Consider the following 21,656-nt stretch of genomic DNA (forward strand, 5'->3'; position numbering starts at 1 on the left):
TCTTTCATGAAGACAACCATGCGATTGTTTTTCCTGAACCTCTTTATTGCGTCTTCGCTTTTTGCAGCAGCACAAGAGCTACAAAAAGTAGAAGGCTATGACACAGTGCTGTTTCATTACAACGGTAACCGTTCGCTGTCCACCATCGATTATTTAGGCAATACACGCGGTTATATGACGGCTGCGTGGTGGGCCAAAGGACAGATGCAAAAAAATATTTTGTCGTGGCGCACGGCCGTTGTTCCCGAAAAAAAGCCGACAACGTTTTCATTCGTCGGTGCCAGTGCGCCACTGCCCGCTGAATTTTCCGTGGGGCCCAAAGTAAAACTGACGGTGAACGGCAACTATGCGCTTACGTTCAACATCGGTATGATGCGCAACTTTACATGGAAAGAAGGCGGCTATGAATTAAGCTATACGTCACAACGGGTTGAGTATCCTTACTTCGGTACAATGCGTGAATTTCATCCCGATGGCAACAGCGGCCTGTATCAGTTAACGGTTCCTGCCGATGCAGTGGAAGCTGGAAAGTCAGTGGTAATCGAAGTAGAGATGGTCCCCTTTGATCGTTGGAACAACGGCTGGTTCATGGTAAAGACATACAAAGACGTGCTGAAGCAGGAAAACATTCAACGGCTGCAGGGCGAGATCAATAGCTTGCGCAACGATGCGGCGGTTCTCTCCGAACAAACACAGATACTGGCAACAAAGGTGTACAACAAAATGCTGGGAACGGATGACCTTCAACACCAAGTGGTTTACACCAATGGCTATCGTCACTTGCACCCTGCCGATTTAATCAAGTTAAAGAACGGCGAGCTTTTGCTGATGGCAAGAGAAGGCACAGAACACATTGCCGATGATGGCGACGTGATCATGCTTCGCTCAAAAGACGGCGGCAAAACCTGGGGCGATAAGACAACCATTGCCGGAATTAAAAACGTGGACGAAAGGGAAGGTTGCGGCATTCAGTTGAAAGACGGAACAATCGTGGTGGCCATTTTTTACAACGGTCTTTATTTTCCGGATGGCGCTTATTTTTTGTGGAAGCCTGATCGCCAGTTAGCTAAAGATACGGTTCGTCCGCGTCTCGGCACATATATCATTACGTCGAAAGACAACGGTAAAACATGGTCCGCGCCAAACTACATTGACATTAAAGGAATGCCGGTGAACGGTTTGGAAGGCCCAACAGACGCACCGATTGAAATGCCCGACGGCTCTATCGTGATGGGCGTTATCGGTTATAGTCTGCACGGTGATCCGAAGAATACAGGCTCTATTTTATTGCGCTCAACCGACAAAGGAAAAACGTGGAACTATGTTTCTACCATCGCCAGCGATCCCGGTGGAAAGCTGGGAAATTTTGTAGAGCCGGGAATTGTAAGAACAAAAACAGGAAGGCTCGTGGTCGGACTTCGCAATCACGGTCCAGAGCAGGCCATTTGGATGACGTATTCCGATGATGACGGCAAGACATGGGCGCCGCCTTTTCAAACAGACATGATCGGTCACCCCGTAGATTTAATACAATTGAAAGACGGACGATTGATGGCCTCTTACGGTATTCGCGAAGCGCATGCAAAACCAGGCGGCATCCGCGTTTGCTTTAGCAACGACAACGGCAAGACGTGGGACATCAAAACGGAAAAGCAATTGCGTAATGATTTTATCAACATGGACATCGGTTATCCCGAATCACTTGAGTATCCCGGCGGCAAAATGCTGACGGTCTATTACTACAATCTTTTCGGCAAATATTTTTTGAGCGAAACCTTTTGGCAGTTAGACCGTAACAAAAAATAATTCATTCAAACAGCAAATACAAACACCATGAATAAAGCAAAAATTTTCATTTTCTTTTGTTTGTGCACAACGGGCTTGCTCATCATTTCGCCGGCCGTACAGGCGCAATATCTTGACAGCGCCAGGCTATCGGCTCCCGCCGATGTGGTGCACAATACACCGCTTGTTTTGGCAAAAGACAACAAGCTGAGTTTTGACTTTGGAAAAGAAAGAATGGTGATACCCGATGGCCTGCAACCTTCCATGCTGACGACAAAAGCAGGAACGATAATCGTGCAATCGCAAAATTCAAAAAAGCCCCTGCCGCAGCAGCGAATTTTTTATCCCTATGCAATGACGACCGTTGTTTCCCGCGACAAAGGAGACACATGGAATGAATTTTCTTTTCCCAAGGGCAGTAACGGTGTGGATATTGAAGGCGGCGCCATTCAATTGCGCAACGGAAAAATTCTGGCGCTGGAAACCTATGTAACGCCGGGCAAGGCCGCTGATGAAGGCATTGGCCTCATGTACACGTCTACCGACGACTGGCGCACCCTGCAAGGCCCGGTAGAAATAAAATTTAATATTCCGGATGCTGATTTTTACAGTTCCACCGACGACGGAGGAAGGCCTCATGCCGCCATGCGGCTTCACCGGCGGATAATAGAGTTACCGAACGGTGACTTGCTCACCACCATCTACGGCTGGCAAAAAGGCGACAACGAACCGGCAGGCTACATACCCACGATGAAGAAAACAAGAGTCATGCTTTTTCGCTCAAAAGACAAGGGAATGAACTGGGACTACGTGTCAACCGTGGCCGCGGAAAAAGGCATCGGCACGGAAGGTTTTGGCGAACCTGTTATAAACCGCGTCAACAAAGGGGTGCATGAAGGCCGGTTGATCTCTTTGATGCGAACAGGACGTGAATTGTACAAAACAATCTCTGATGACAATGGCAAAACCTGGAACAAGCCGGAGCCCATTGTTTTTGCGGGGCGTGATGTGTATGCCACCGATCAGTGGAAAGAAATGTTTAAGGACACGAAACGAAAAGGAGAACTCATTGTCAACAATCCCAATGAAATTATCGGCGCCGTTGTAGATCCTGATCTGCTGTCATTGCGAAGTGGCATTTTGGTAGCCGCCTTTGGTGTTCGTATTCCGGCAAGGGCCAACTGGCAAAACCCAACGCATCCCTGGAACGGAAATTATCTTGCCTTTAGCACCGACGGCGGCGATACCTGGGGCAATATTCTGCAGCTCACTTCTGGCATTTACACCACGCACTATATGGCCATTGAAGAAACGAATAAGGATAACAACATTTTTGTGGCTTATGATTTTGGCCACTGGACCAACAAGACTGGACGTTATACGTATGGAAGGCCGCTAACCATTTCGATGAAGAAGAAGTGAATGTACTAACGTCTTTATTAAAGTCACAGAAAATCTGTCGCGGCCTAAAAACTTTTCCAGACGTTTTAAAACATTTCAATCATGAAACGGATGAAAAAAATTAGTTCCCTGGTTTTGGTTACAATGCTGGTTAACCTTTCGTTACGGGCACAAAACCAACAGTGGGTAGAGGGATTTGATAAAGTGGTTTTCCACCACGACGATTCCGATCCGCGCCGTCCATTAAATCGTGATTTTCGCGGTCAGAGCAAAGGCTACATGACGGCCGGTTGGTGGATACCCGGTCACATGGACCGGAATTTTGTTTCCTGGCAAACCGCCGTTGTGCCCGAAAAAAAGCCGACTACATTTTCTTTTATTGGCTCTACATCCGTTCTTCCTTCCGAGATTTCGAAAGGCCCGCAGGCAAAGCTTACGGTGAACGGGCAATACGCACTTACGTTCACACTTGGTATGATGCGCGATTATACATGGACGGAAGGCGATTATCAGTTAAAGTATATTTCAAAGCGAGTTGAATATCCTTACACGAGTACACACCGCGAATTCGATTTGTACGGGAACAGTGGCGTCTTTCAGTTAAGCGTTCCGGGTTCGGCAGTGGAAGCGGGCAAGCCGGTTTCACTGCAAGTGGAGATTCTTCCATTTGAACGATGGCACAACGGCTGGTTTATGGTAAAGGAATACCGCGATGTGCTGAAGACCTCAATCGAATCGTTGGAAGGGCAACTGGAAGCCTTGCGCATGGACATGGCCAAACTGAACGAGCAAACGCAGATTCTTGCAACACAAGCATACAGCAAGATGCTTGGCACGGATAAATACGAACACAGTGTTGTGTACACTGACGGTTACCGGCACTTGCATCCCGCAGACATCATCAAGCTGAAAAATGGAGAGATTCTGTTGATGACAAGAGAGGGCACCGAGCACATTTCGAACGACGGCGACGTGATCATGCTTCGCTCAAAAGACGGCGGTAAAACATGGGGCGATAAGATAACCATTGCCGGAATTAAAAACGTGGACGAAAGGGAGGGTTGCGGCATTCAGTTGAAAGACGGAACGATAATGGTCGGCGTGTTCTACAACAATCTGTACGACAAGGACGGGGAATACGCATGGCCCACAAACAACCCCGAATTGCAAAAGCTATCCGAGTCAGACAAGCGTTATACGGAGCCGGGTAAACATTATCTCGGTGCTTACACGATTTCCTCAAAAGACAATGGCCGCACCTGGTCGAAGCCTGCATACATTGAAACAGCCAACATGCCCTTCACTAATCTTGAAGGCCCAACAGACGCACCCATTGAAATGCCCGACGGCTCTGTTTTGATGGCCGTGATTGGCTACAGCCCGAAGAGCGATGTAGGAAACCGTTCATCGGTAATGTTGCGTTCAACTGACAAAGGGAAAATCTGGAGTTATCTGTCCACCATCGCCAGCGATCCGGGCGGAAAATTGGGCGGCTTTATGGAACCCGGAATTGTTCGCACAAAAACGGGCCGCATCGTAGTAGGACTTCGGAATCACGCACCGGAGAATGCCATCTGGTCTACTTATTCAGACGACAACGGTAAAACCTGGGCGCCGGTTTGGAAAACAGACATGATCGGTCATCCGGCCGATATAATTCAACTCAAAGACGGACGCTTGGTAATGAGTTATGGCATCCGCGACGGAATTCACGGCTCGCCCGGCGGCATAAGAGCTTGTTTCAGTAATGACAACGGCAAGACCTGGGATATTAAAACGGAAGTGCAGTTGCGCAACGACTTCCTAAATGTGGACGTGGGTTATCCTGAGTCTATTCAGCGGCCCGATGGGAAAGTTATGACGCTCTATTATTACAATCTTTTCGGAAAATATTTTATTGGTTCGACGGTATGGCAGCCTTAAAGCGATAGAACAAAAAGCACGCAATCGTTATCAAATTAGCATTAAACAATAGAATCATAAATCATATAGAAATGGACCATTCCTTTTTAAAGAGAGGACGGCATTGTTTCATTTTACTTCTTTTTTCATTCAACGCTGCATTTGCACAAAATACAACAGCGATTCAATCCGTGCCCGATCCAAACGGTGGTTGGATCATTCGCACAAAGTCGTCTGCTTATCAATTGTTGCTATCAAGCGACAAACGACTGTACCCGGTCTTTTACGGTCCGCTAGCGCAGGCCGTGCATCAAAAGCGAACAACGCTTTGGACACAGCGTATTGAGGAAATCCCGGTGCGCGGCGGCTATCCCACCAAAACGCCAACGCTTGAAGTCATCTTTAACGACAATGTTCGCGATGCGGATTTGGAATATGTTTCGGGCGAAGTAGTGAACATTGACAACAGGTCCACGTTAAAGATCATAGAAAGAGACCGGCTCTATCCCTTGCAGGTAACCTCGTACATACGTGTGTTGCCTGAGTTTGACGTGCTGGAAAAATGGATGGAGATAAAAAACACCGGCAAGAAGGGAAACATAAAGTTACAGAACGCTTTATCCGGAAGCATTTTTTTGCCGCCGGATGAATACGTGCTGTCGCAACTTTCGGGCATGGAGCTTTCCGAGTTTAATCAATACAATTCCACCCTTTCGCCGGGACTAAAAATCATTGAAAACCGCATGTTTAAATCAAACAACAACATGCCCTGGTTCTTGGTACGGCCTAAAAGTTCTGCGAACGATTTACAGGGGCCGGCTTGGTTTGGGTCGGTGCATTATAGCGGCAACTGGCGGCTCATTTTTGACAATACTTACGACCGCTCGTATGCTTCCACCTTGCAGATTACCGGTGGCATTAATTTCTGGGATACCGAATGGACGCTCAAACCCGGCGAAACATTTGAAACGCCAAAGTTTTCGGTAGGTTATACATCCGGTGGAGCGGAAGGCGCGGCACAAAGCAATGCGGCTTATGTGCGCAAATCCATTCTTCGCCAAAATCACCGCGACGAAATGCGCCCCATACTTTTCAACAGTTGGTACGCCACTACGTATCACCTGAAGGAAGACGAGCAAATTGCGATGGCAAAGATTGCTGCGGGCCTAGGTGTGGAATTGTTTGCAATTGATGACGGATGGTTTAAAAACCGTGAGAAGGGAGACGAAGGTTTGGGTGATTGGGTAGTGGATCAAAAGAAATTTCCGAACGGCCTGCAACCAATGATTGACAGCGTGCATCGGTTGGGCATGAAATTCGGCATTTGGGTAGAACCCGAAAGCGTGGTGCTGAAAACGGATTTATACAAAGAGCATCCCGACTGGATTTTGGAATTTCCACGACGGCGGAAAACACCCGGTCGTGTATTTCTAAACCTGGCAAGGGAAGATGTTTTTTCGTACCTGTACTCATCGCTGGACCGGCTGCTGCGGGAGAATAAAATTGACTTCGTAAAATGGGACCAGAACAGCGTCATCTCAGATCCCGGTTGGGCTGACGCATCTCCCGACATGCAAAAAGAAGTGCGCATCCGCTTTATAAAAAACCTCTATCGGTTAGTGGATACGCTAACAAAAAAATACCCGGAAGTATTGTTTGAAAGCTGCGCCAGTGGCGGCGGTCGTGTTGACTTAGGCATGATGTCGCGAATGGACCAGGCATGGACAAGCGATAACTCCACGGCCGTTGACCGGCTCTTTATTCAATACGGTTATCTTGGCGCCTTGCCGGCCAACACGATGGTTTCCTGGGTGATTGAAAGCATTGCCAATCAGGTTCAAATCAGCCCGTCGTTGTCGTACAAGTTTGATGTTGCGATGAGCGGCGTGTTGGGCATTGGTTACGACATCCGCAAATGGAACGCAGAACAAACGGCACTGGCGAAAAAGAAAATTACTCTTTACAAGCAAATCCGCCCGTTGGTTCAGCAGGGAATTGTATCGCGGCTGGTTTCACCTTTTGAGCACAACCGCTGCTCGCTGCAATACACCAGCGAGAACAGCGATTCTGCCGTGTTGTTCTGTTACAACCTGGCTATCTACGAATCGGGTGGTTATAACAAGGCTGCTTATCTAACAGGTGCACAGTTTGCCGACAAAGGATCTACGACGTTAAAGCTGCGAGGGCTTGATTCTTCCAAACAATACCGCATTCGGAAAGCGGGAGATGAAGCCGATAAAGGTGCGGCTTATTCCGGCGATTACCTCATGAACATTGGTATGGAATGGCCGGTGAAGAATTCGTTTGAAAGTGCTGTGTTTCTGTTGAATGCCGAACGGTGAACAAATTGAAGTATCCTCAATGAGAAAATAATTTTTGCGTCATGAAACGCTGCAACAGGCAACATCTCTCAAAGAAGGCAGGCGTCATTGTGTATTGTTTGGCTTTGCTTTGTTTGGGTTGCGGATCAGTGAAAAGATCTGCGAGCAGTAATGTTGATGATGAAAATTTTATTCCTTTCCACGACAAAAGAGTTCAATATGATGGACGCATAGGAGAGAAAAATGGTGCCGCTGAATTGTATTGGTCGGGAAGTATTGCCCGCATCCGTTTTAGTGGTCGCAATCTTAAAGCGCTGATGGAAGACTACAACGGGCAGAATTATTTCAATGTGATTATTGACGGCGCGGTTGTACAAAAACTAAAAATTGACAGCGCAAAAAAATGGTATACGCTTGCGGAGAATTTATCGCCCGGTGAGCATGTGGCGGAACTCTTTAAGCGGACGCAGATCAACGGCGAATACCGTCGCGGTTATACAAGGTTTTACGGTTTTTCACTGCCGGGCGGAAAGGCATTATCCGCGCCTCAACGCAAGCTGCGGCGAATGGAATTTTACGGCAACTCCATCACGTGTGGCCATGCGGTAGAAGACACAACTGGTGGTGATTCGGGTGCAAGTTTCTACGAGAATAATTACCTTTCTTATGCATCGCTTACGGCGAGGCATTTTGGTGCGCAGTCCTCCTGCATTGCAGTAAGCGGTATTGGCTTGCTAGCTGGCTTTCGCAAAGCCATCATGCCGGAGATTTATAACCTCCGCAATCCTTTCGATTCAACCGATGTGTGGGACTTTTCGCTTTATCAGCCGCAGGTCGTTGTGGTTAATTTGTTGGAGAATGATAAAGCTGTTATCGGTCGTCCTTCCGATGAGCATTTTAAAAAGCGATTTGGAAACACACCTCCAACAGAAGATTTTATTATATCGTCTTACGCATCGTTCATTAAAATATTGCGTAAACATTATCCCAACGCTTCTATTATTTGTGTGCTGGGCGACATGGAAATTACCCGGGCAGGTTCGAAGTGGCCGGGCTATGTTGAAAAAGCCGTCGCTTCTTTGCACGACAAAAAAGTATACACGCACTTTTTCCCGTACAAAGGCACTCCTGGACATCCGCGGGTAAAGCAACAGGCCGAGATGGCCGCCAGTCTCATTAAGTTTATTGATCAAAACCTGAAGTGGTAAACAGCCAACGCCTTTCTTTAGAAGGTAATAATTGGCTGTATTTGATGCGCATCATATACACCGTATTCCATAATACAATCTTATGTTTTTGTGGTTGTATTTTTCCACGGCGGTTTTGGCTTCTTTTTTTCAAAATAACTTACAGTATAAGCTTAACAAATATTGACAAGTACGGCATTTAAGATCGCTCCTGTGGCGTCTTGCCATTCTCAACCAACTAAATAACAGTTATGACTGAATTTCCCTGCAGGACCATGGCCTCGCCAACGTCTGTCGTGAAGACATGTTCATTTACGAAAATTCTACCGGCGGTTTTCGTCATCTTGTTTCAACTGTTTTTCTTCGCATCGTTTGCACAACGCGTTATCAACGGCGTGGTGCGGGATGCAAAAGGCGCCGGTATTCCCGGAGTAACGGTCACTGAAAAAGGCAAGACTGCAACAACGATTACCGACAACAATGGCAATTACTCGATCTCTGTTTCCGGAAACAACCCTGTGCTGGTTTTTACCTCTACCGGGTTTAAGCCACAAGAAGTTGCCATCAATGGACGCAGTGATGTGAATCTGACGATGGATGAAAATGTATCGAAGCTGGATGAAGTTGTCGTCATCGGCTACGGTTCGCAGTCACGGCAAAAGCTAACAACGGCTGTGTCTAAACTGGATACACGTGTGCTGGAAAATGCCACGTTTACCAACATCGGTACCGCGTTGGAAGGAAACATTTCCGGGCTACAAGTGCAATCAACCGGTGGCGGGCAACCGGGTGCTGCACCGCGCATTATTTTACGCGGCGGTACTTCCATCAACAATCCCAACGGCGCTGCGCCACTTTACATTGTGGACGGTGTTATACGGCCTAACGGTTTGAACGACATTAACGGCGCTGCCATTGAATCTATCCAAGTTTTAAAAGATGCGGCTTCTACAGCCATCTACGGCGCAAGAGGATCGAACGGTGTAATCATTGCCACTACTAAATCCGGCCGGCCTAACCGCACAAGGGTTGGTTACACGGTAAATGCTTCGCTGGCACGGCCGCTTAAATTGATGGAGTATGCCAGTGCACAGGACTATATTTATTGGAACCGGCTTGGCGTAAAAGCGGCAGCCGTGTACAATGCCACGTTGATAAACCGGTTAACACAAGCAAACGGCAGCGGCACGGGCAATGATCTTACGAACGCCACGGCCTTTACCACCATGTATCTCTCGCCGGCCAATCAATTCAAACTTGGCCAGGGCTGGCAAAGCATGCAGGACCCGATTGATCCCACGAAAACAATCATCTTCAACGAAACGAATTACCAGGACCTGATTTATCGCAATGCCTTTACCAACGATCATTATCTTGATCTTTCCGGCGGCACTGACAGAGCAACGTTCTATGCAGGACTTGGCTACCTGAATTCGCAGGGTATCGCCATTGAAACGAATTACAAACGTTTAAGCTTTAACCTGAACGGAAGCTATAAAGTGACCGATAATTTCAACGTGTTTGGAAAGCTTCAATATACCTATCGCACCAACAAGACAATAGCCAACCTCGCCAATCTTTTTTATCGTTCGGCCTCGCTGCCCGGTACAGCAAAGTATACGTTTGAAGACGGCACCATCGCTCCAGGACAGAACAGTTCTATTGGCAACCCCGATTATTATTTTACGGGACCATATGCGCCAAAAGGAAATACCGCCGACGAAACCACCACCATGTCGCTTGGTGGACGGTGGACGATAATAAAAGGCTTGACCTTTGAACCACTTGCTTCCATCTTCCGCGAGAGCACGCCAGTTTATTCTTTTCAACCCGCCGCTTTACTGAACGGAGTGGGTACGTTGGTAACCACCCGCAACCAAAGCGCCAGTAACAACGGTGTACGCCAATACCAGGCCGACGCCGTATTGACTTACCAGCACACGTTTGCTGCCAAACATAACGTTGAAATTAAAGGCGGCTTCTCGCACTATTTTCGGGAGAATACAACCTTGTCTGCCAGCGGACAAAACGCAGCCACGGATTTGATTACAACCCTGAATGCGGCCGGTTCACCTACCGCAATCAGCAGCACCATCTCTGATCTTATTATTCAAAGCGGATTTTCGCGGATCAATTACGATTATGAAAGCAAATATTTGTTGTCGTTGAATGCCCGTTATGACGGCGCTTCCAATCTTGGCGAAAAAAACAAATTTGGTTTCTTCCCCGGCATTTCCGCAGGCTGGAATGTCTACCGTGAGAAATTTTACGAGAACCTGCTTTCGCCAAATACGATGCAGTTGAAATTGAGAGCCAGCTATGGCGTGAACGGTAACATCTCGGGTCTGGGCGATTTTCAACCGCAGGGCAGTTACACCACAACTTCTCTGTATGGCGGACAGTCGGCTATTTTATCCGGTCAAATTCCAAACGAAAACCTGAAATGGGAGCAATCAAAAACGCTTGACTTTGGTGCGGACGTTGGTCTTTTTAACAACAAAGTGGGGATCATTTTTGACTACTATGTAAGACGTACCGACAATCTTTTAACTACGGTTAGTTTGCCTGCTTCCACCGGTTTTGCTAGCGTGTTTACCAACTTCGGAAGTTTGGAAAACAGGGGTGTTGAGTTTGAGTTGAACATTGACGTTCTCCCGTCAAAATCCGCCCTGAAATGGCAGATGTTTTTGAATGCAGCAAAGACCTCGCGGAAGATTCTCAAACTTCCTTTCAACGGAATAGACAAAAATCGCCAAGGCGGTGTACTCGTGTACGATCCATCCAGCAAATCATACGTGTACATGGGCGGCTTGCAGGAAGGCGGACGCGTAGGCGATTTATTCGCGTATAAACAGTTGGGCATCTATGCTACCGATGCCGACGCGGCCAAAGCACCGATTGACAACATCGCGGCATCTGCTAACAAAACACGATACGGTGGTGACGTGCAATGGGCCGATCTTGACGGCAACGGAATTCTTGATTCAAGAGACCAGGTATATGTAGGCAATCCTTATCCAACGTGGTCGGGGGGCTTTAACAACTTTCTTACCTACAAAGGCCTTAGCCTGAACATCCGCACCGATTTTACCACCGGCAACACCATCTACAATTATCCGGCGGTGATTGCCAACTCGCAGGCCCAGGGCGATGCCTTGCCGCTGAAGAGTTATATTGACAAAATGTGGAAGACACCGGGACAAATAACCACGGTGCCACGCTATACCTGGCAAGATCAATCCGGAAACATTTTCAAGGGTAATTCCACGTATTACGAGAAAGGCGACTTCCTCGCCATCCGCGAAGTTTCGCTCGGCTATCGCCTGCCTGAATCGTTGGTACGCCGCGCAAAATTGAGCAGTGCCCGGATAAGTTTTACTGTAACCAACCTGCATTACTTCACCTCCTTTACAGGCCTGAATCCTGAAGATGGCGGTATGGACAACGGCCATTATCCCATTGCCCGGACTTATGCCATAGGCCTTAACATCAATCTGTAAACAAAAAGAGTATGAAAAAGCTGAACTACGTGATCAATATCTTGCTTGTTTTGGTGGTGGTAAGCTCCTGCAAAAAGGCGCTTGAGGTAGACCCCATAAGCACTATTACCTCCGCTTCTTTTTTTAAAACGCAAGACGATATAACGGGCGCCCTGCGGGGTATGTATTATAACCTGCGCCTTTCGGCCACAAGCGACATGTTTTTTTTAGGCGAAGGCCGAAGCGAAGTGCTGACATCGGCCGCTGCGGGCACGACGGGCCTCGACAAGTATTACAAAAACACGCTAACGGTGAGCAACCCCGGACCGAACTGGATGAGTTTTTATACGACGATCAATTCCGCAAATCTTATTCTTAAATACGCACCCAACATTACGTTCACTTCCGAAGCGGCAAAGAACAATGCCCTGGCGGAAGCTTATACCATGCGTGCCTTTAATTATTTTGTGCTGGTAAGAAGCTGGGGCGGCGTACCCATTCGGACAGAGCCGACTGAATCCTATGACCCTGCCACCATTCAAATTGCCCGTTCTTCAGTAGCGGATGTTTTCAAATTGATCAAAAGCGATTTGGACAAGGCTCTCTCCCTTTACGCAGGCAACACCCCGTCGGCAAGCCGTTCGTCTTGGAGTAAGCCTGCAGCAAATGCCCTAAAGGCCGATGTGTACTTATGGACAGGCAAGGTCTTAAATGGCGGAACGGCTGATTTTACAACGGCTTTAAATGCGCTGAATGATATCTCTTCTTCCGATTTCACCCTGCTTCCCAGCTACAGCGATATTTTTAGTTACACAAACAAAGGCAACAAAGAAGTTTTGATGAGTGTGCGGTTTCAATTGCTCGATGTGCCGGCAAATACAGGCTTTAATTACTGGATGAACATGGCGGTGAGGGTTATCTCCAATGTGTCGCCAACAACACTTGCTGCGATCGGTACTTTGGCGTCTAGCCCTGCAGAAAACATCATGCAAATTGCACCGGCTGTACGCAGCCAATTTACCACCGACGACCAACGGCGCAACGGGACGTTTTATGAGATTTACGATAACTCGAATAACTACGTCACTTCTATTACCACCAAGGGCAACGGCGTCGTCAGCAGCGGTGTTCGCAGCTTTTATACCGATGTGATGATTTACCGCTACGCAGAGGTTTTGCTGCTAAAAGCCGAAGCGAAAAATGCACTCGGTCAGGATCCGTCAGCTGAAATAAACCAAGTGAGGCAACGGGCTTACGGCAGCAACTACAGCAGCCATGTTTTTGTGAACGGCACGCAAGCACAAAACGATGCGGCCATTCTGAAAGAACGATTGTTGGAACTGGCTACAGAAGGCAAGCGTTGGTGGGATCTCATTCGCTTTGGTCAGGTGTTTAACCTGGTGCCTTCCATGCAGGGCAAATCCGCCGATTTGTTGTTATTCCCCATCGGCGTAACCATTCGAAGTCTTGAACCGTTGGTCACGGAAAACCCCGGTTGGCAATAAATGATAATGAAGGCAGTTCGGTAGGGATTGCTTTTTCGTTTTTGCAAAAGTTGAATGCAAAAAATGGAAAGAATCATTGGTCACAACAATCACCGGTATACAGTAGACAAAAAATGGGGCTCCCGGTACGGAAATCATTATTCTGTCAACGATTGCCACGAGATGGTGATTGATAAAAACGGACGCTTGTTTTTATTGACTAACGAAGTGAAGAACAATATTCTTGTTTACAACAAAGACGGAAGGATCATTGATAGCTGGGGACGTGATTACCCCGGTGGACATGGGTTGAGTTTGCACGAGCAAGGGGGCGAAGAAGTCATTTTTATTTCCGATCACGACCGTCACCAGGTGATAAAGACTGATTTACGTGGACGGGTGCTGATGATTCTCGATTGCCCCAAAGAAGCGGGCCTGTATTCAGCTGCTGAACAATTCTTGCCCACCGAAACGGCCATTGCAGATAACGGCGACATTTATGTTACCGATGGCTACGGCCTGCAGTATGTGATTCAATACAACAACAAAGGTGAATACATTCGGCACTGGGGCGGGCGGGGCAACAACAACGAACAGTTTGACTGCGTACACGGAATCGCAATTGACAACAGAAGAAGCGATAAGAAAACACTGCTGATTACCTCACGCAACCAGAATTGTTTCAAACGTTTTACGATGGATGGCCAATACATTGAAACAATCAATCTCCCTGGGTCTTTTGTATGCCGGCCCGTAATCAAAGACGATTATTTGTATGCGGCTGTTTTTCGTTCGGGTTCAAATACCGCCTTTGGCTCGGGTTACATTACCGTTCTTGATAAAGAAAATAAAGTTGTGTCAACGCCAGGCGGCTCTGCCCCCGAGTATGTAAATGGAAGCTTGTTGCCACAACACCAGGAAGAGAAAATTTTTATTCATCCGCATGATGTGTGTATAGACGATGACAAAAATATTTACGTGTGCCAATGGAAAGCAGGAAAAACCTTTCCACTAAAATTGCAATGTATTGCCTGACTGTATGAAGCCGTTAAAAAGTACTGAGATCATTGGCAACTGGGCAACGATTTTTCTGCCTATTGAAGAAGATGAAAGCATCAACTACACAAAACTTTCCGACCAAATAGACCGGCTCATCTCAATGCGTCCAAACGGCATTTACTCTAACGGAACGGCTGCGGAATTTTACAATCAAACCGAAGATGAATTTGATGCGGTAAACGGATTGCTGGCCGAGAAATGCAATGCTGCCGGCCAGCCATTTCAGATTGGTTGCAACCACATGAGCCCAAAGATTTCTCTCGAGCGTTTGCGCAGGGCCGTGCAGTTAAAGCCCGGTGCAATACAGGTCATATTACCTGATTGGTTTCCGCCTTCGTTTACGGAAATGCTTCGGTTTTTAGAACGCATGGCAAGAGAAGCCGGTGACGTAGGTTTGGTTATTTATAATCCCCCACATGCCAAACGTAAATTGCTGCCGGAAGAGTATCGCAAAATAAAAACGGAAGGGATCCCGGTTGTGGGTTGCAAAACAGCCGGCGGCGACGAACAGTGGTACGCTGAAATGAACGGCATTTCTGACTTCTCTGTTTTTATTCCGGGCAGCCGCATGGCAACGGGCATCAGTCGCGGTGCACACGGCGCTTATTCTAATGTGGCGTGTATTCATCCGCTTATTGCGCAACAATGGTACGAAAGCATGGCCGACGATATGCCAAAAGCATTGGAGTTGGAAGGCCGCATTCAACAATTTATTCAGCAAGTAATTGTGCCGCTGATGACTGAAAATGCTTATGCCGATCCGGCCATTGACAAACTGCTTTCCTGCCTTGCCGGTTGGGCGGACAGTGGCCCGCGTTTGCGATGGCCGTATCAAGCGGTAAGCAGAAAGGAAATCATTTTAGTAAGGGATGCATGCAAAAAGCTACTGCCTGAATTTTTCGAAAATGTTTGACACCGGTGCAGACAATAAAGTTGTTGGAATTAAGTAGCCTCTTGATCGAATTTTAAAGATGAAGAAGAAGTCTTGTAAAAAAATAAAGAAACAAAAGGAATGAAGACAAAGGCTGCTATCGGCTTAGGTTGTGTGACCTTTGGAAGAGAGATTGATAAAGCGGCTTCTTTCAAAATGATGGATCATGCTTTGGGCAAAGGGATTAAAATGTTTGACACAGCGGCGGCTTATGGCAATGGCGCATCGGAAGAAATAATAGGACACTGGCTTAAAACAAGACAACGATCCGGGTTGGTTATCGCGACCAAAATTTTGCCTCCCTTTGATCTCTTGAACATAGCCACTTCTGTAGAAAACAGTTTGAAACGTCTGGGTGTTGATGCGATTGACATCTTGTACCTGCACCGCTGGGATGAAAGCTGTGAAACGCCAGAATGTTTATCAGCACTGGACAATTTGCTTCGTGCAGGAAAAGTAAAGGCTTTAGGCGCTAGTAATTTTTCTGCTAAACAACTTGAAAATTTATTGCAACTGCAAGAACAGTATTCTTATTCAACCTTCCAGTTCGTACAAAACAATCACAACCTTGCTGTTAGTGATATTGATGATGCTTTTCGGCGGGTTTGTGTTGAGAATAATATTGAGATAGTAACTTATAGTCCTTTGGGAGCGGGATTTCTCACTGGCAAATACGGCCAAGATGTTCAGTCGGGCAGCCGGTTTGACCTCGTGCCTGGGCATCAAAACATTTACTTTCAGGATGCAGCTTTCAAAAGACTCGAACGTCTTCGCTCAGTGGCCGCACGTACAGGCTACACGCCGGTTCATTTGGCCTTGGCCTGGGCACTTCACCAAGATGTTTCGACGGTGCTTGTTGGCGGCCGCACAACACAGCATCTTGATCAGGCATTTAAAGCCTTGTCTTTTTTTGATGCCGCCCTTTTTGCCGAATTAGAAGGGTAGTGAGTTTAAAGAAAGTCAAGTTAGTCTCTTGAGCTGACTGAATCAATCTACTTTACCAAAACTGTTTTGACGTTTACAAACTCGTGGATGCCAAACAAGCCAAGTTCACGTCCATACCCTGATTGATTGATGCCGCCAAAAGGCAGCCGCGGATCGCTTCGCACATTGGTGTTCACAAAGCAGGAGCCGGCCTGCAATTCTTCGCGGGCAATTTTCTCACCCAGCGAAATATCGGCCGTGAACACGGCGGCACCCAATCCGAACGGCGTATCATTGGCTATTTGTACCGCTTCGGCAACGTCGTTTGCAGAAATGATAGAAGCAACCGGTCCAAAGATTTCTTCGGTGTAAGCCGGCATTCCTTTTTTCATGCCGGTTAAAATTGTTGGCGTATAAAACGCATCGTTTTCGCTGTCGGCAGGAAGTGTGCCACCCAGGATTAATTTGGCGCCGGCCTTTACATTTTCCAAAACCTGTTTGTGCAATTCATCCCGGAGATCAATGCGTGCCATCGGGCCGAGGTCTGTTTTTGCATCAAAAGGATCGCCGGTGATGCGGGCCGCCATTCGCTCTTTAAACAACGCCGTGAACTTTTCTTCCACGCTTTTCACCACGATAAATCGTTTGGCAGCAATGCAGCTTTGCCCGTTGTTGATTAAACGGCTGAGCGCACAGGTTTCGGCTGCGGCTTCCAGATCGGCATCTTCCAGGATGATGTATGGGTCGCTGCCACCCAATTCCAGTACCGTCTTTTTTAGGAGCGAAGCTGCTTGTTGCGCTACCTGTATGCCTGCGTTGGTGCTGCCGGTAAGCGTAACAGCTTTTATATGGGGGTGCGCAATAACTTCCTTCACAGCTTTGCTGCCAATCATTAGGGTTTGAAATACGCCTTTTGGAAAACCTGCCTGTAATAAAATTTCTTCAATCACCAACGCACAACCCGGCACGTTGGAGGCATGTTTAAGCAAGCCGCAGTTCCCTGCCGTTAATCCCGGCGCTAAAAAGCGGAAGGTTTGCCAGAACGGAAAATTCCAGGGCATGATGGCCAATACAACACCTAACGGCTGAAAACTGACGAAGCTATTTGACGCTTCTGTTTTTATCTCTTCATCCTTCAAAAAACCTTCACCGTTAGCGGCATAGTAATCGCAAACCGAGGCGCATTTGTCAATCTCTGAAACACCGTCTTTTAACGGTTTGCCCATCTCGATTGCCATCAGTTCGGCCAGTTCATTTTTTCGTTCACGCAATACTGTCCCTGCTTTTGCCAACAACGTTCTTCGTTCTTCAAACGAGGTGCGTCGCCAGTCTTGCCAGGCTACCTGAGCCGCTTCAATCTTTTGCCGTATTTGTTCCGTTGAATCTTCTTTATAGGTTTTTACCGTTTCCCCGTTAATGGGGTTGATGGATTGTATGCTCATGAAAAGATGTTTATAAGAATATCAAAACGATCATGCCGTTCTAATGGTTCCGGCGAACGCAGCGCTATAAATATCAAAAATCTGCTCTTCGGTTAAAGGCATAGGACACCGTGCAAGCAGGCGTTTTTGCTTAATCCCATCTTGCGCCAATGCCTTTGCTGCTTCGGGCGGAATTTGGTAGCCACCGAGTGTTTGCGGTATGCCAATATCTTTCATCAGTGTAGCCAGCACTTCAATGCATTTTACCGATGCTTCTTCTTCCGGCAACTCGTGATGTTGTCCGGTGAGTGCCGGCAGGATAAGTGCCAGTCGCGACGAACAGGTTTTTCGTATATAGCCCAACACGTAGGGAATAAGCACTGCATTGGATTCGCCGTGAGCTAGGTGAAACTGTCCGCCCAATGGGTAAGCCAAGGCATGAATGGCACCCACACCTGCATTGAAAAATGATAGCCCGGCAAGATAACTGCCATACGACATGGCTGTTCTTGCTTCCCTGTCGCTGCCGTTGGCTACGGCTTTTTTTAGTGATGCGCCAATGAGCTTTATCGCTTGCAAAGCATGGCCGTCTGAATAAGAATTTGCGTTGACAGAAAGAAAGGCTTCGATGGCATGTGTTAACGCATCAGCACCTGTAGCTGCCGTTACTCTCGGCGGAACGGTCACCGTTAATTCGGGATCCACAACGGCAACATCGGCAAGGAGATAATCGTGTGTGATCACATCCTTTGTATTTTGGAGCGCCAACACCGAGATATTCGTTACTTCAGCACCGGTGCCCGATGTGGTCGGAATTAGTATTTTGGGAAGTCCTTTGTCTGCTAATTTTCGTGTACCGGAAAGGTTAAGATAGTCTTTTACCTCGCCTTCGTTTTTGACGAAGACAGCGGCCAGTTTTGCCAGGTCCAATGCACTGCCGCCGCCAATTCCAATTACCAAATCATAATTGCCGGAACGTGCATGTTGCACTAACTTTTCGCCTGTTTCCACCAAGGGTTCGGGAATCACATCCGTGTAGACGTCAACGTGAAAATCCTGTTTGGCCAAACGTGATGTGAGCTTGTCAAGAAGGCCGATGTTTTTTAATACAGGATCAGCCACCACCAACATGCGGTTGCCGAAGCGTTCTATTTCATCATCTAATTTTTCCAGTGCGCCCCAGCCGATGTGGGTGAGGGGAGAAGGAGCAATTCTGATAGCTTGCATAATCGGTAGCGTTTGCCGGTTCGAAGAATGATTTGGAAACGCAACGAATGTACACTGATCAGTTACTTGACCTTACTATTAATGTCTGAGAAGCTGATACTATTTTCCAAAAATGACTTTTACTCCATGTTTACCGTTCGGCGGTATTCGGTTGGTGTCATGTTCTTTATCTTTTTGAATTGCCGGTTGAAATTTGCGAGGTTTTTATACCCGCTTTCATAGGCTGCTTCAACCACGTTTTTATTTTTTTCCGCCAGCAGTTTGCAGGCATAGCCAACGCGTACGGTATTCAAATATTCGATAAAAGTTACGCGGTAATGTTCTTTAAAAAAGTTGCAAAACGTCGTGATGGCCATGTTCGATACGGATGCAACCTCCGGGAGCGTAATGTCGCTGTCAAAATTCCGCATGATGTACTCCGTTACTTTATTAAAACGGTCGGAGCATTGCACCGTTGTTTTCTGCACATAACCCGGACTGGCCAGTAATTCGTATTCCGTAGTAGTAGCCAAATAATCAAAGATGGTAAACAGTGCTGACAGTCGTTGAAGACCATTCATATTTACCATTTCCTTCATTAATGAATTAATTTTCTCTTTGGTTTGGCCTTTAATAACCATACCGCGGCCTGACAGTTCCAGCATCTTCTTTAGGCCCGCCATTTCAGGTATGTTCAAAAATTTATCGCCCAAAAAGTTTTCGACAAACTGGATCACGATGCCGTCTGCAAAACAATCCGCTTCGCCGTTAATGTATTCCGAATCGTTCATCCAAACATGAGGCAGTTTGGGACCCATAAACACAAGATCATCTTTTTCAAAATAACCAATATGGTCACCCACCATTCGCCTTCCGGTGCTGCTGGTTATAAGCACCAATTCAAATTCGGGATGATAATGCCAGGGACAAGGAAAATATTGGCCTGTTTCCCGAAAGACAATGAATGACTTATCAAATTCCTGTGGCAGTCGTTGTTCAATGGCTTTCATAAAAGGAGTTTTGTCAGGTGTAATTTTAATCAAATTAAAGAAACGGCGCTGAAAGCACCGTAAGATAGTATTACAATTGAATAGAAAAGTAATAGGCTTAGAGAAGCGCGGCTGCTACTTTTGATACACACCTCTCAAAAAATTTCTCCCTTAAATATTTACAGCGGAATGGAAAAAAGGAAAATAAATCATCCCCAGCGAAACCCCCAATTTGAAACAGGCGCTTATTCGGATGGAGTTGTCGTAGGCGATCTTCTTTTTGTTAGCGGGCAAGCGTCGGTTGATTTCGCAACGTCAAAATTTATATTGGGAACAATAGAAGAAGAAACGGAACGCACCTTGCAAAACATCAAAGCCATTTTAGAAGCAGCCGGCGCTACAATGAACGATGTGGTAAAGTGCACGGTACACCTTGCCGACATCAACGAATTTGATCGCTACAACAAGGTGTACGCAACGTTTTTTAGCGGCATACGTCCGGCACGGACAACGGTGCAATCGGTACTAGCGGAAGGCTTGAAAGTAGAAATTGATTGCATTGTAAAACTTCTCCGATAACATGAACCGTAGCACAAATCCGGAAGCTATTGAAGTCGGCGTTGTGGGCCTTGGACTCATGGGTAGCAGCATTGTTGTGTCGCTGCTAATGGCGGGGCATAAAGTGAAAGCGGTTGCGCCCATCTCTGCCGATATGCAGCAAGTACGAGGCCGCATTCTTGGTCATCTGGAGGAGTGTCGTGAAGCGAGGCTTTTAGATGAACACCCTTATCCATACGAAAAAAATCTTGCGATTACAGAAGACTACAACACGCTTGTGAATTGCGTCCTTGTGTTCGAATGCGTGATTGAAGATCTTCGCATCAAAGCCGCTGTTTACAATAAAATTGCAGTGGTTGTACAATCCGATGCGGTGATTGCTTCCAACACATCCGCCATTGCCATTACAACGTTGCAAAGTCTTGTGCCGAATCCTGAGCGCTTTCTTGGCATCCACTGGGCCGAACCTGCTTATGCCACTCGCTTCATGGAAATTACCTGCGGCGATAAAACCTGCATGAGCTATGCGGAATGGGTGTTTGAACTGGCACATCGTTGGGGTAAAGAACCCACGCTGTTGCGCAAAGACATTCGCGGTTTCATTACCAATCGTTTGATGTATGCGGTGTACCGTGAGATCATGCACTTGGTGGAAGCCGGTCGAATCAGCATGGAAGATGCCGACAAAGCTTTTCGCTACGACGCCGGTTCTTGGATGACCTTCATGGGCGTTTTTCGCAGAATGGATTATTGTGGGTTGGCGGATTGGGCAACGATTTTGAAAAACATTTTGCCAACACTTTCCAACGAAAGCCGTGTGCCGCACGTGATGCAGCAAATGGTTGACGACAATGCAAGAGGCACGCAAAATTTAAAAGGCTTGTATCCTTATTCATCAGAAGAAGCGAAAGAATGGGAAGAAGCCTTCGCCGTTTTCAACAAAGAAATTTTCCGCCTGGCTGCGCTTTATCCGTCTAGCAGAAAAGAGCCAGTAAAGCAATCAGCGTAA

General features: G+C 47.1%; 15 protein-coding genes. 12 read left to right on the plus strand and 3 right to left on the minus strand.

Annotated elements, in window-relative coordinates:
• Window positions 1-6 precede the first annotated feature (6 nt).
• From FSB75_RS00235 to FSB75_RS00280, 10 genes are all read left to right on the plus strand, one after another.
• Complete coding sequence (locus FSB75_RS00235; RefSeq protein ID WP_146781281.1) at window positions 7-1,806, plus strand: sialidase family protein; 1,800 nt, start codon at window positions 7-9, stop codon at window positions 1,804-1,806.
• Window positions 1,807-1,833: 27 nt separating this feature from the next.
• Window positions 1,834-3,207, plus strand: coding sequence for a sialidase family protein (locus FSB75_RS00240; protein ID WP_146781284.1), 1,374 nt, complete (start codon window positions 1,834-1,836; stop codon window positions 3,205-3,207).
• 81 nt (window positions 3,208-3,288) lie between these two features.
• Complete coding sequence (locus FSB75_RS00245) at window positions 3,289-5,109, plus strand: sialidase family protein (protein WP_146781286.1); 1,821 nt, start codon at window positions 3,289-3,291, stop codon at window positions 5,107-5,109.
• 71 nt (window positions 5,110-5,180) lie between these two features.
• Window positions 5,181-7,430, plus strand: a complete 2,250-nt coding sequence (locus tag FSB75_RS00250) for an alpha-galactosidase (RefSeq protein WP_146781288.1) — start codon at window positions 5,181-5,183, stop codon at window positions 7,428-7,430.
• A 41-nt stretch (window positions 7,431-7,471) separates the two neighbouring features.
• Window positions 7,472-8,617: an SGNH/GDSL hydrolase family protein gene (locus tag FSB75_RS00255; RefSeq protein ID WP_146781290.1), complete on the plus strand. Its 1,146-nt coding sequence runs from the start codon at window positions 7,472-7,474 to the stop codon at window positions 8,615-8,617.
• 275 nt (window positions 8,618-8,892) lie between these two features.
• Window positions 8,893-12,096 (plus strand): SusC/RagA family TonB-linked outer membrane protein, encoded by a 3,204-nt coding sequence (locus FSB75_RS00260; protein ID WP_227990715.1) that lies wholly within the window; start codon window positions 8,893-8,895, stop codon window positions 12,094-12,096.
• A gap of 11 nt (window positions 12,097-12,107) precedes the next feature.
• A complete protein-coding gene (locus tag FSB75_RS00265) occupies window positions 12,108-13,580 on the plus strand; it encodes a RagB/SusD family nutrient uptake outer membrane protein (protein ID WP_146781292.1) in 1,473 nt (490 codons plus the stop codon).
• Window positions 13,581-13,643: 63 nt separating this feature from the next.
• Complete coding sequence (locus tag FSB75_RS00270; protein WP_227990717.1) at window positions 13,644-14,594, plus strand: 6-bladed beta-propeller; 951 nt, start codon at window positions 13,644-13,646, stop codon at window positions 14,592-14,594.
• 4 nt (window positions 14,595-14,598) lie between these two features.
• Complete coding sequence (locus tag FSB75_RS00275) at window positions 14,599-15,531, plus strand: dihydrodipicolinate synthase family protein (RefSeq protein WP_146781295.1); 933 nt, start codon at window positions 14,599-14,601, stop codon at window positions 15,529-15,531.
• Between the two features lie 99 nt (window positions 15,532-15,630).
• Entirely contained in the window at window positions 15,631-16,494 is an 864-nt protein-coding gene (locus tag FSB75_RS00280; protein WP_146781296.1) for an aldo/keto reductase, read from the plus strand.
• A gap of 47 nt (window positions 16,495-16,541) precedes the next feature.
• Here the strand turns inward: FSB75_RS00280 and FSB75_RS00285 are convergent, their stop codons facing one another.
• From FSB75_RS00285 to FSB75_RS00295, 3 genes are all read right to left on the minus strand, one after another.
• A complete protein-coding gene (locus FSB75_RS00285; protein ID WP_146781298.1) occupies window positions 16,542-17,915 on the minus strand; it encodes an NAD-dependent succinate-semialdehyde dehydrogenase in 1,374 nt (457 codons plus the stop codon).
• Window positions 17,916-17,945: 30 nt separating this feature from the next.
• Window positions 17,946-19,121: an iron-containing alcohol dehydrogenase gene (locus FSB75_RS00290; protein WP_146781299.1), complete on the minus strand. Its 1,176-nt coding sequence runs from the start codon at window positions 19,119-19,121 to the stop codon at window positions 17,946-17,948.
• A 119-nt stretch (window positions 19,122-19,240) separates the two neighbouring features.
• The gene (locus tag FSB75_RS00295) at window positions 19,241-20,110 is read right to left on the minus strand and encodes an AraC family transcriptional regulator (RefSeq protein WP_146781301.1); all 870 of its coding nucleotides are present in this window, start codon (window positions 20,108-20,110) and stop codon (window positions 19,241-19,243) included.
• Window positions 20,111-20,278: 168 nt separating this feature from the next.
• On the opposite strand from FSB75_RS00295, the gene FSB75_RS00300 reads away from it, so the two are divergent.
• Together FSB75_RS00300 and FSB75_RS00305 are read left to right on the plus strand one after the other, a co-directional pair.
• Complete coding sequence (locus FSB75_RS00300; protein ID WP_146781303.1) at window positions 20,279-20,668, plus strand: RidA family protein; 390 nt, start codon at window positions 20,279-20,281, stop codon at window positions 20,666-20,668.
• Window position 20,669: 1 nt separating this feature from the next.
• Window positions 20,670-21,656, plus strand: a complete 987-nt coding sequence (locus tag FSB75_RS00305; protein WP_146781305.1) for a 3-hydroxyacyl-CoA dehydrogenase family protein — start codon at window positions 20,670-20,672, stop codon at window positions 21,654-21,656.

This window comes from Flavisolibacter ginsenosidimutans (genome assembly GCF_007970805.1).
GTDB lineage: Bacteria > Bacteroidota > Bacteroidia > Chitinophagales > Chitinophagaceae > Flavisolibacter > Flavisolibacter ginsenosidimutans.

Bases quoted from the DNA above. Each gene is read 5' to 3' on its own strand.
- FSB75_RS00235 (WP_146781281.1), top strand. From the start codon at position 7: ATGAAGACAACCATGCGATTGTTTTTCCTGAACCTCTTTATTGCGTCT.
- FSB75_RS00240 (WP_146781284.1), top strand. From the start codon at position 1,834: ATGAATAAAGCAAAAATTTTCATTTTCTTTTGTTTGTGCACAACGGGC.
- FSB75_RS00245 (WP_146781286.1), top strand. From the start codon at position 3,289: ATGAAACGGATGAAAAAAATTAGTTCCCTGGTTTTGGTTACAATGCTG.
- FSB75_RS00250 (WP_146781288.1), top strand. From the start codon at position 5,181: ATGGACCATTCCTTTTTAAAGAGAGGACGGCATTGTTTCATTTTACTT.
- FSB75_RS00255 (WP_146781290.1), top strand. From the start codon at position 7,472: ATGAAACGCTGCAACAGGCAACATCTCTCAAAGAAGGCAGGCGTCATT.
- FSB75_RS00265 (WP_146781292.1), top strand. From the start codon at position 12,108: ATGAAAAAGCTGAACTACGTGATCAATATCTTGCTTGTTTTGGTGGTG.
- FSB75_RS00270 (WP_227990717.1), top strand. From the start codon at position 13,644: ATGGAAAGAATCATTGGTCACAACAATCACCGGTATACAGTAGACAAA.
- FSB75_RS00275 (WP_146781295.1), top strand. From the start codon at position 14,599: ATGAAGCCGTTAAAAAGTACTGAGATCATTGGCAACTGGGCAACGATT.
- FSB75_RS00280 (WP_146781296.1), top strand. From the start codon at position 15,631: ATGAAGACAAAGGCTGCTATCGGCTTAGGTTGTGTGACCTTTGGAAGA.
- FSB75_RS00285 (WP_146781298.1), bottom strand. From the start codon at position 17,915: ATGAGCATACAATCCATCAACCCCATTAACGGGGAAACGGTAAAAACC.
- FSB75_RS00290 (WP_146781299.1), bottom strand. From the start codon at position 19,121: ATGCAAGCTATCAGAATTGCTCCTTCTCCCCTCACCCACATCGGCTGG.
- FSB75_RS00295 (WP_146781301.1), bottom strand. From the start codon at position 20,110: ATGAAAGCCATTGAACAACGACTGCCACAGGAATTTGATAAGTCATTC.
- FSB75_RS00300 (WP_146781303.1), top strand. From the start codon at position 20,279: ATGGAAAAAAGGAAAATAAATCATCCCCAGCGAAACCCCCAATTTGAA.
- FSB75_RS00305 (WP_146781305.1), top strand. From the start codon at position 20,670: ATGAACCGTAGCACAAATCCGGAAGCTATTGAAGTCGGCGTTGTGGGC.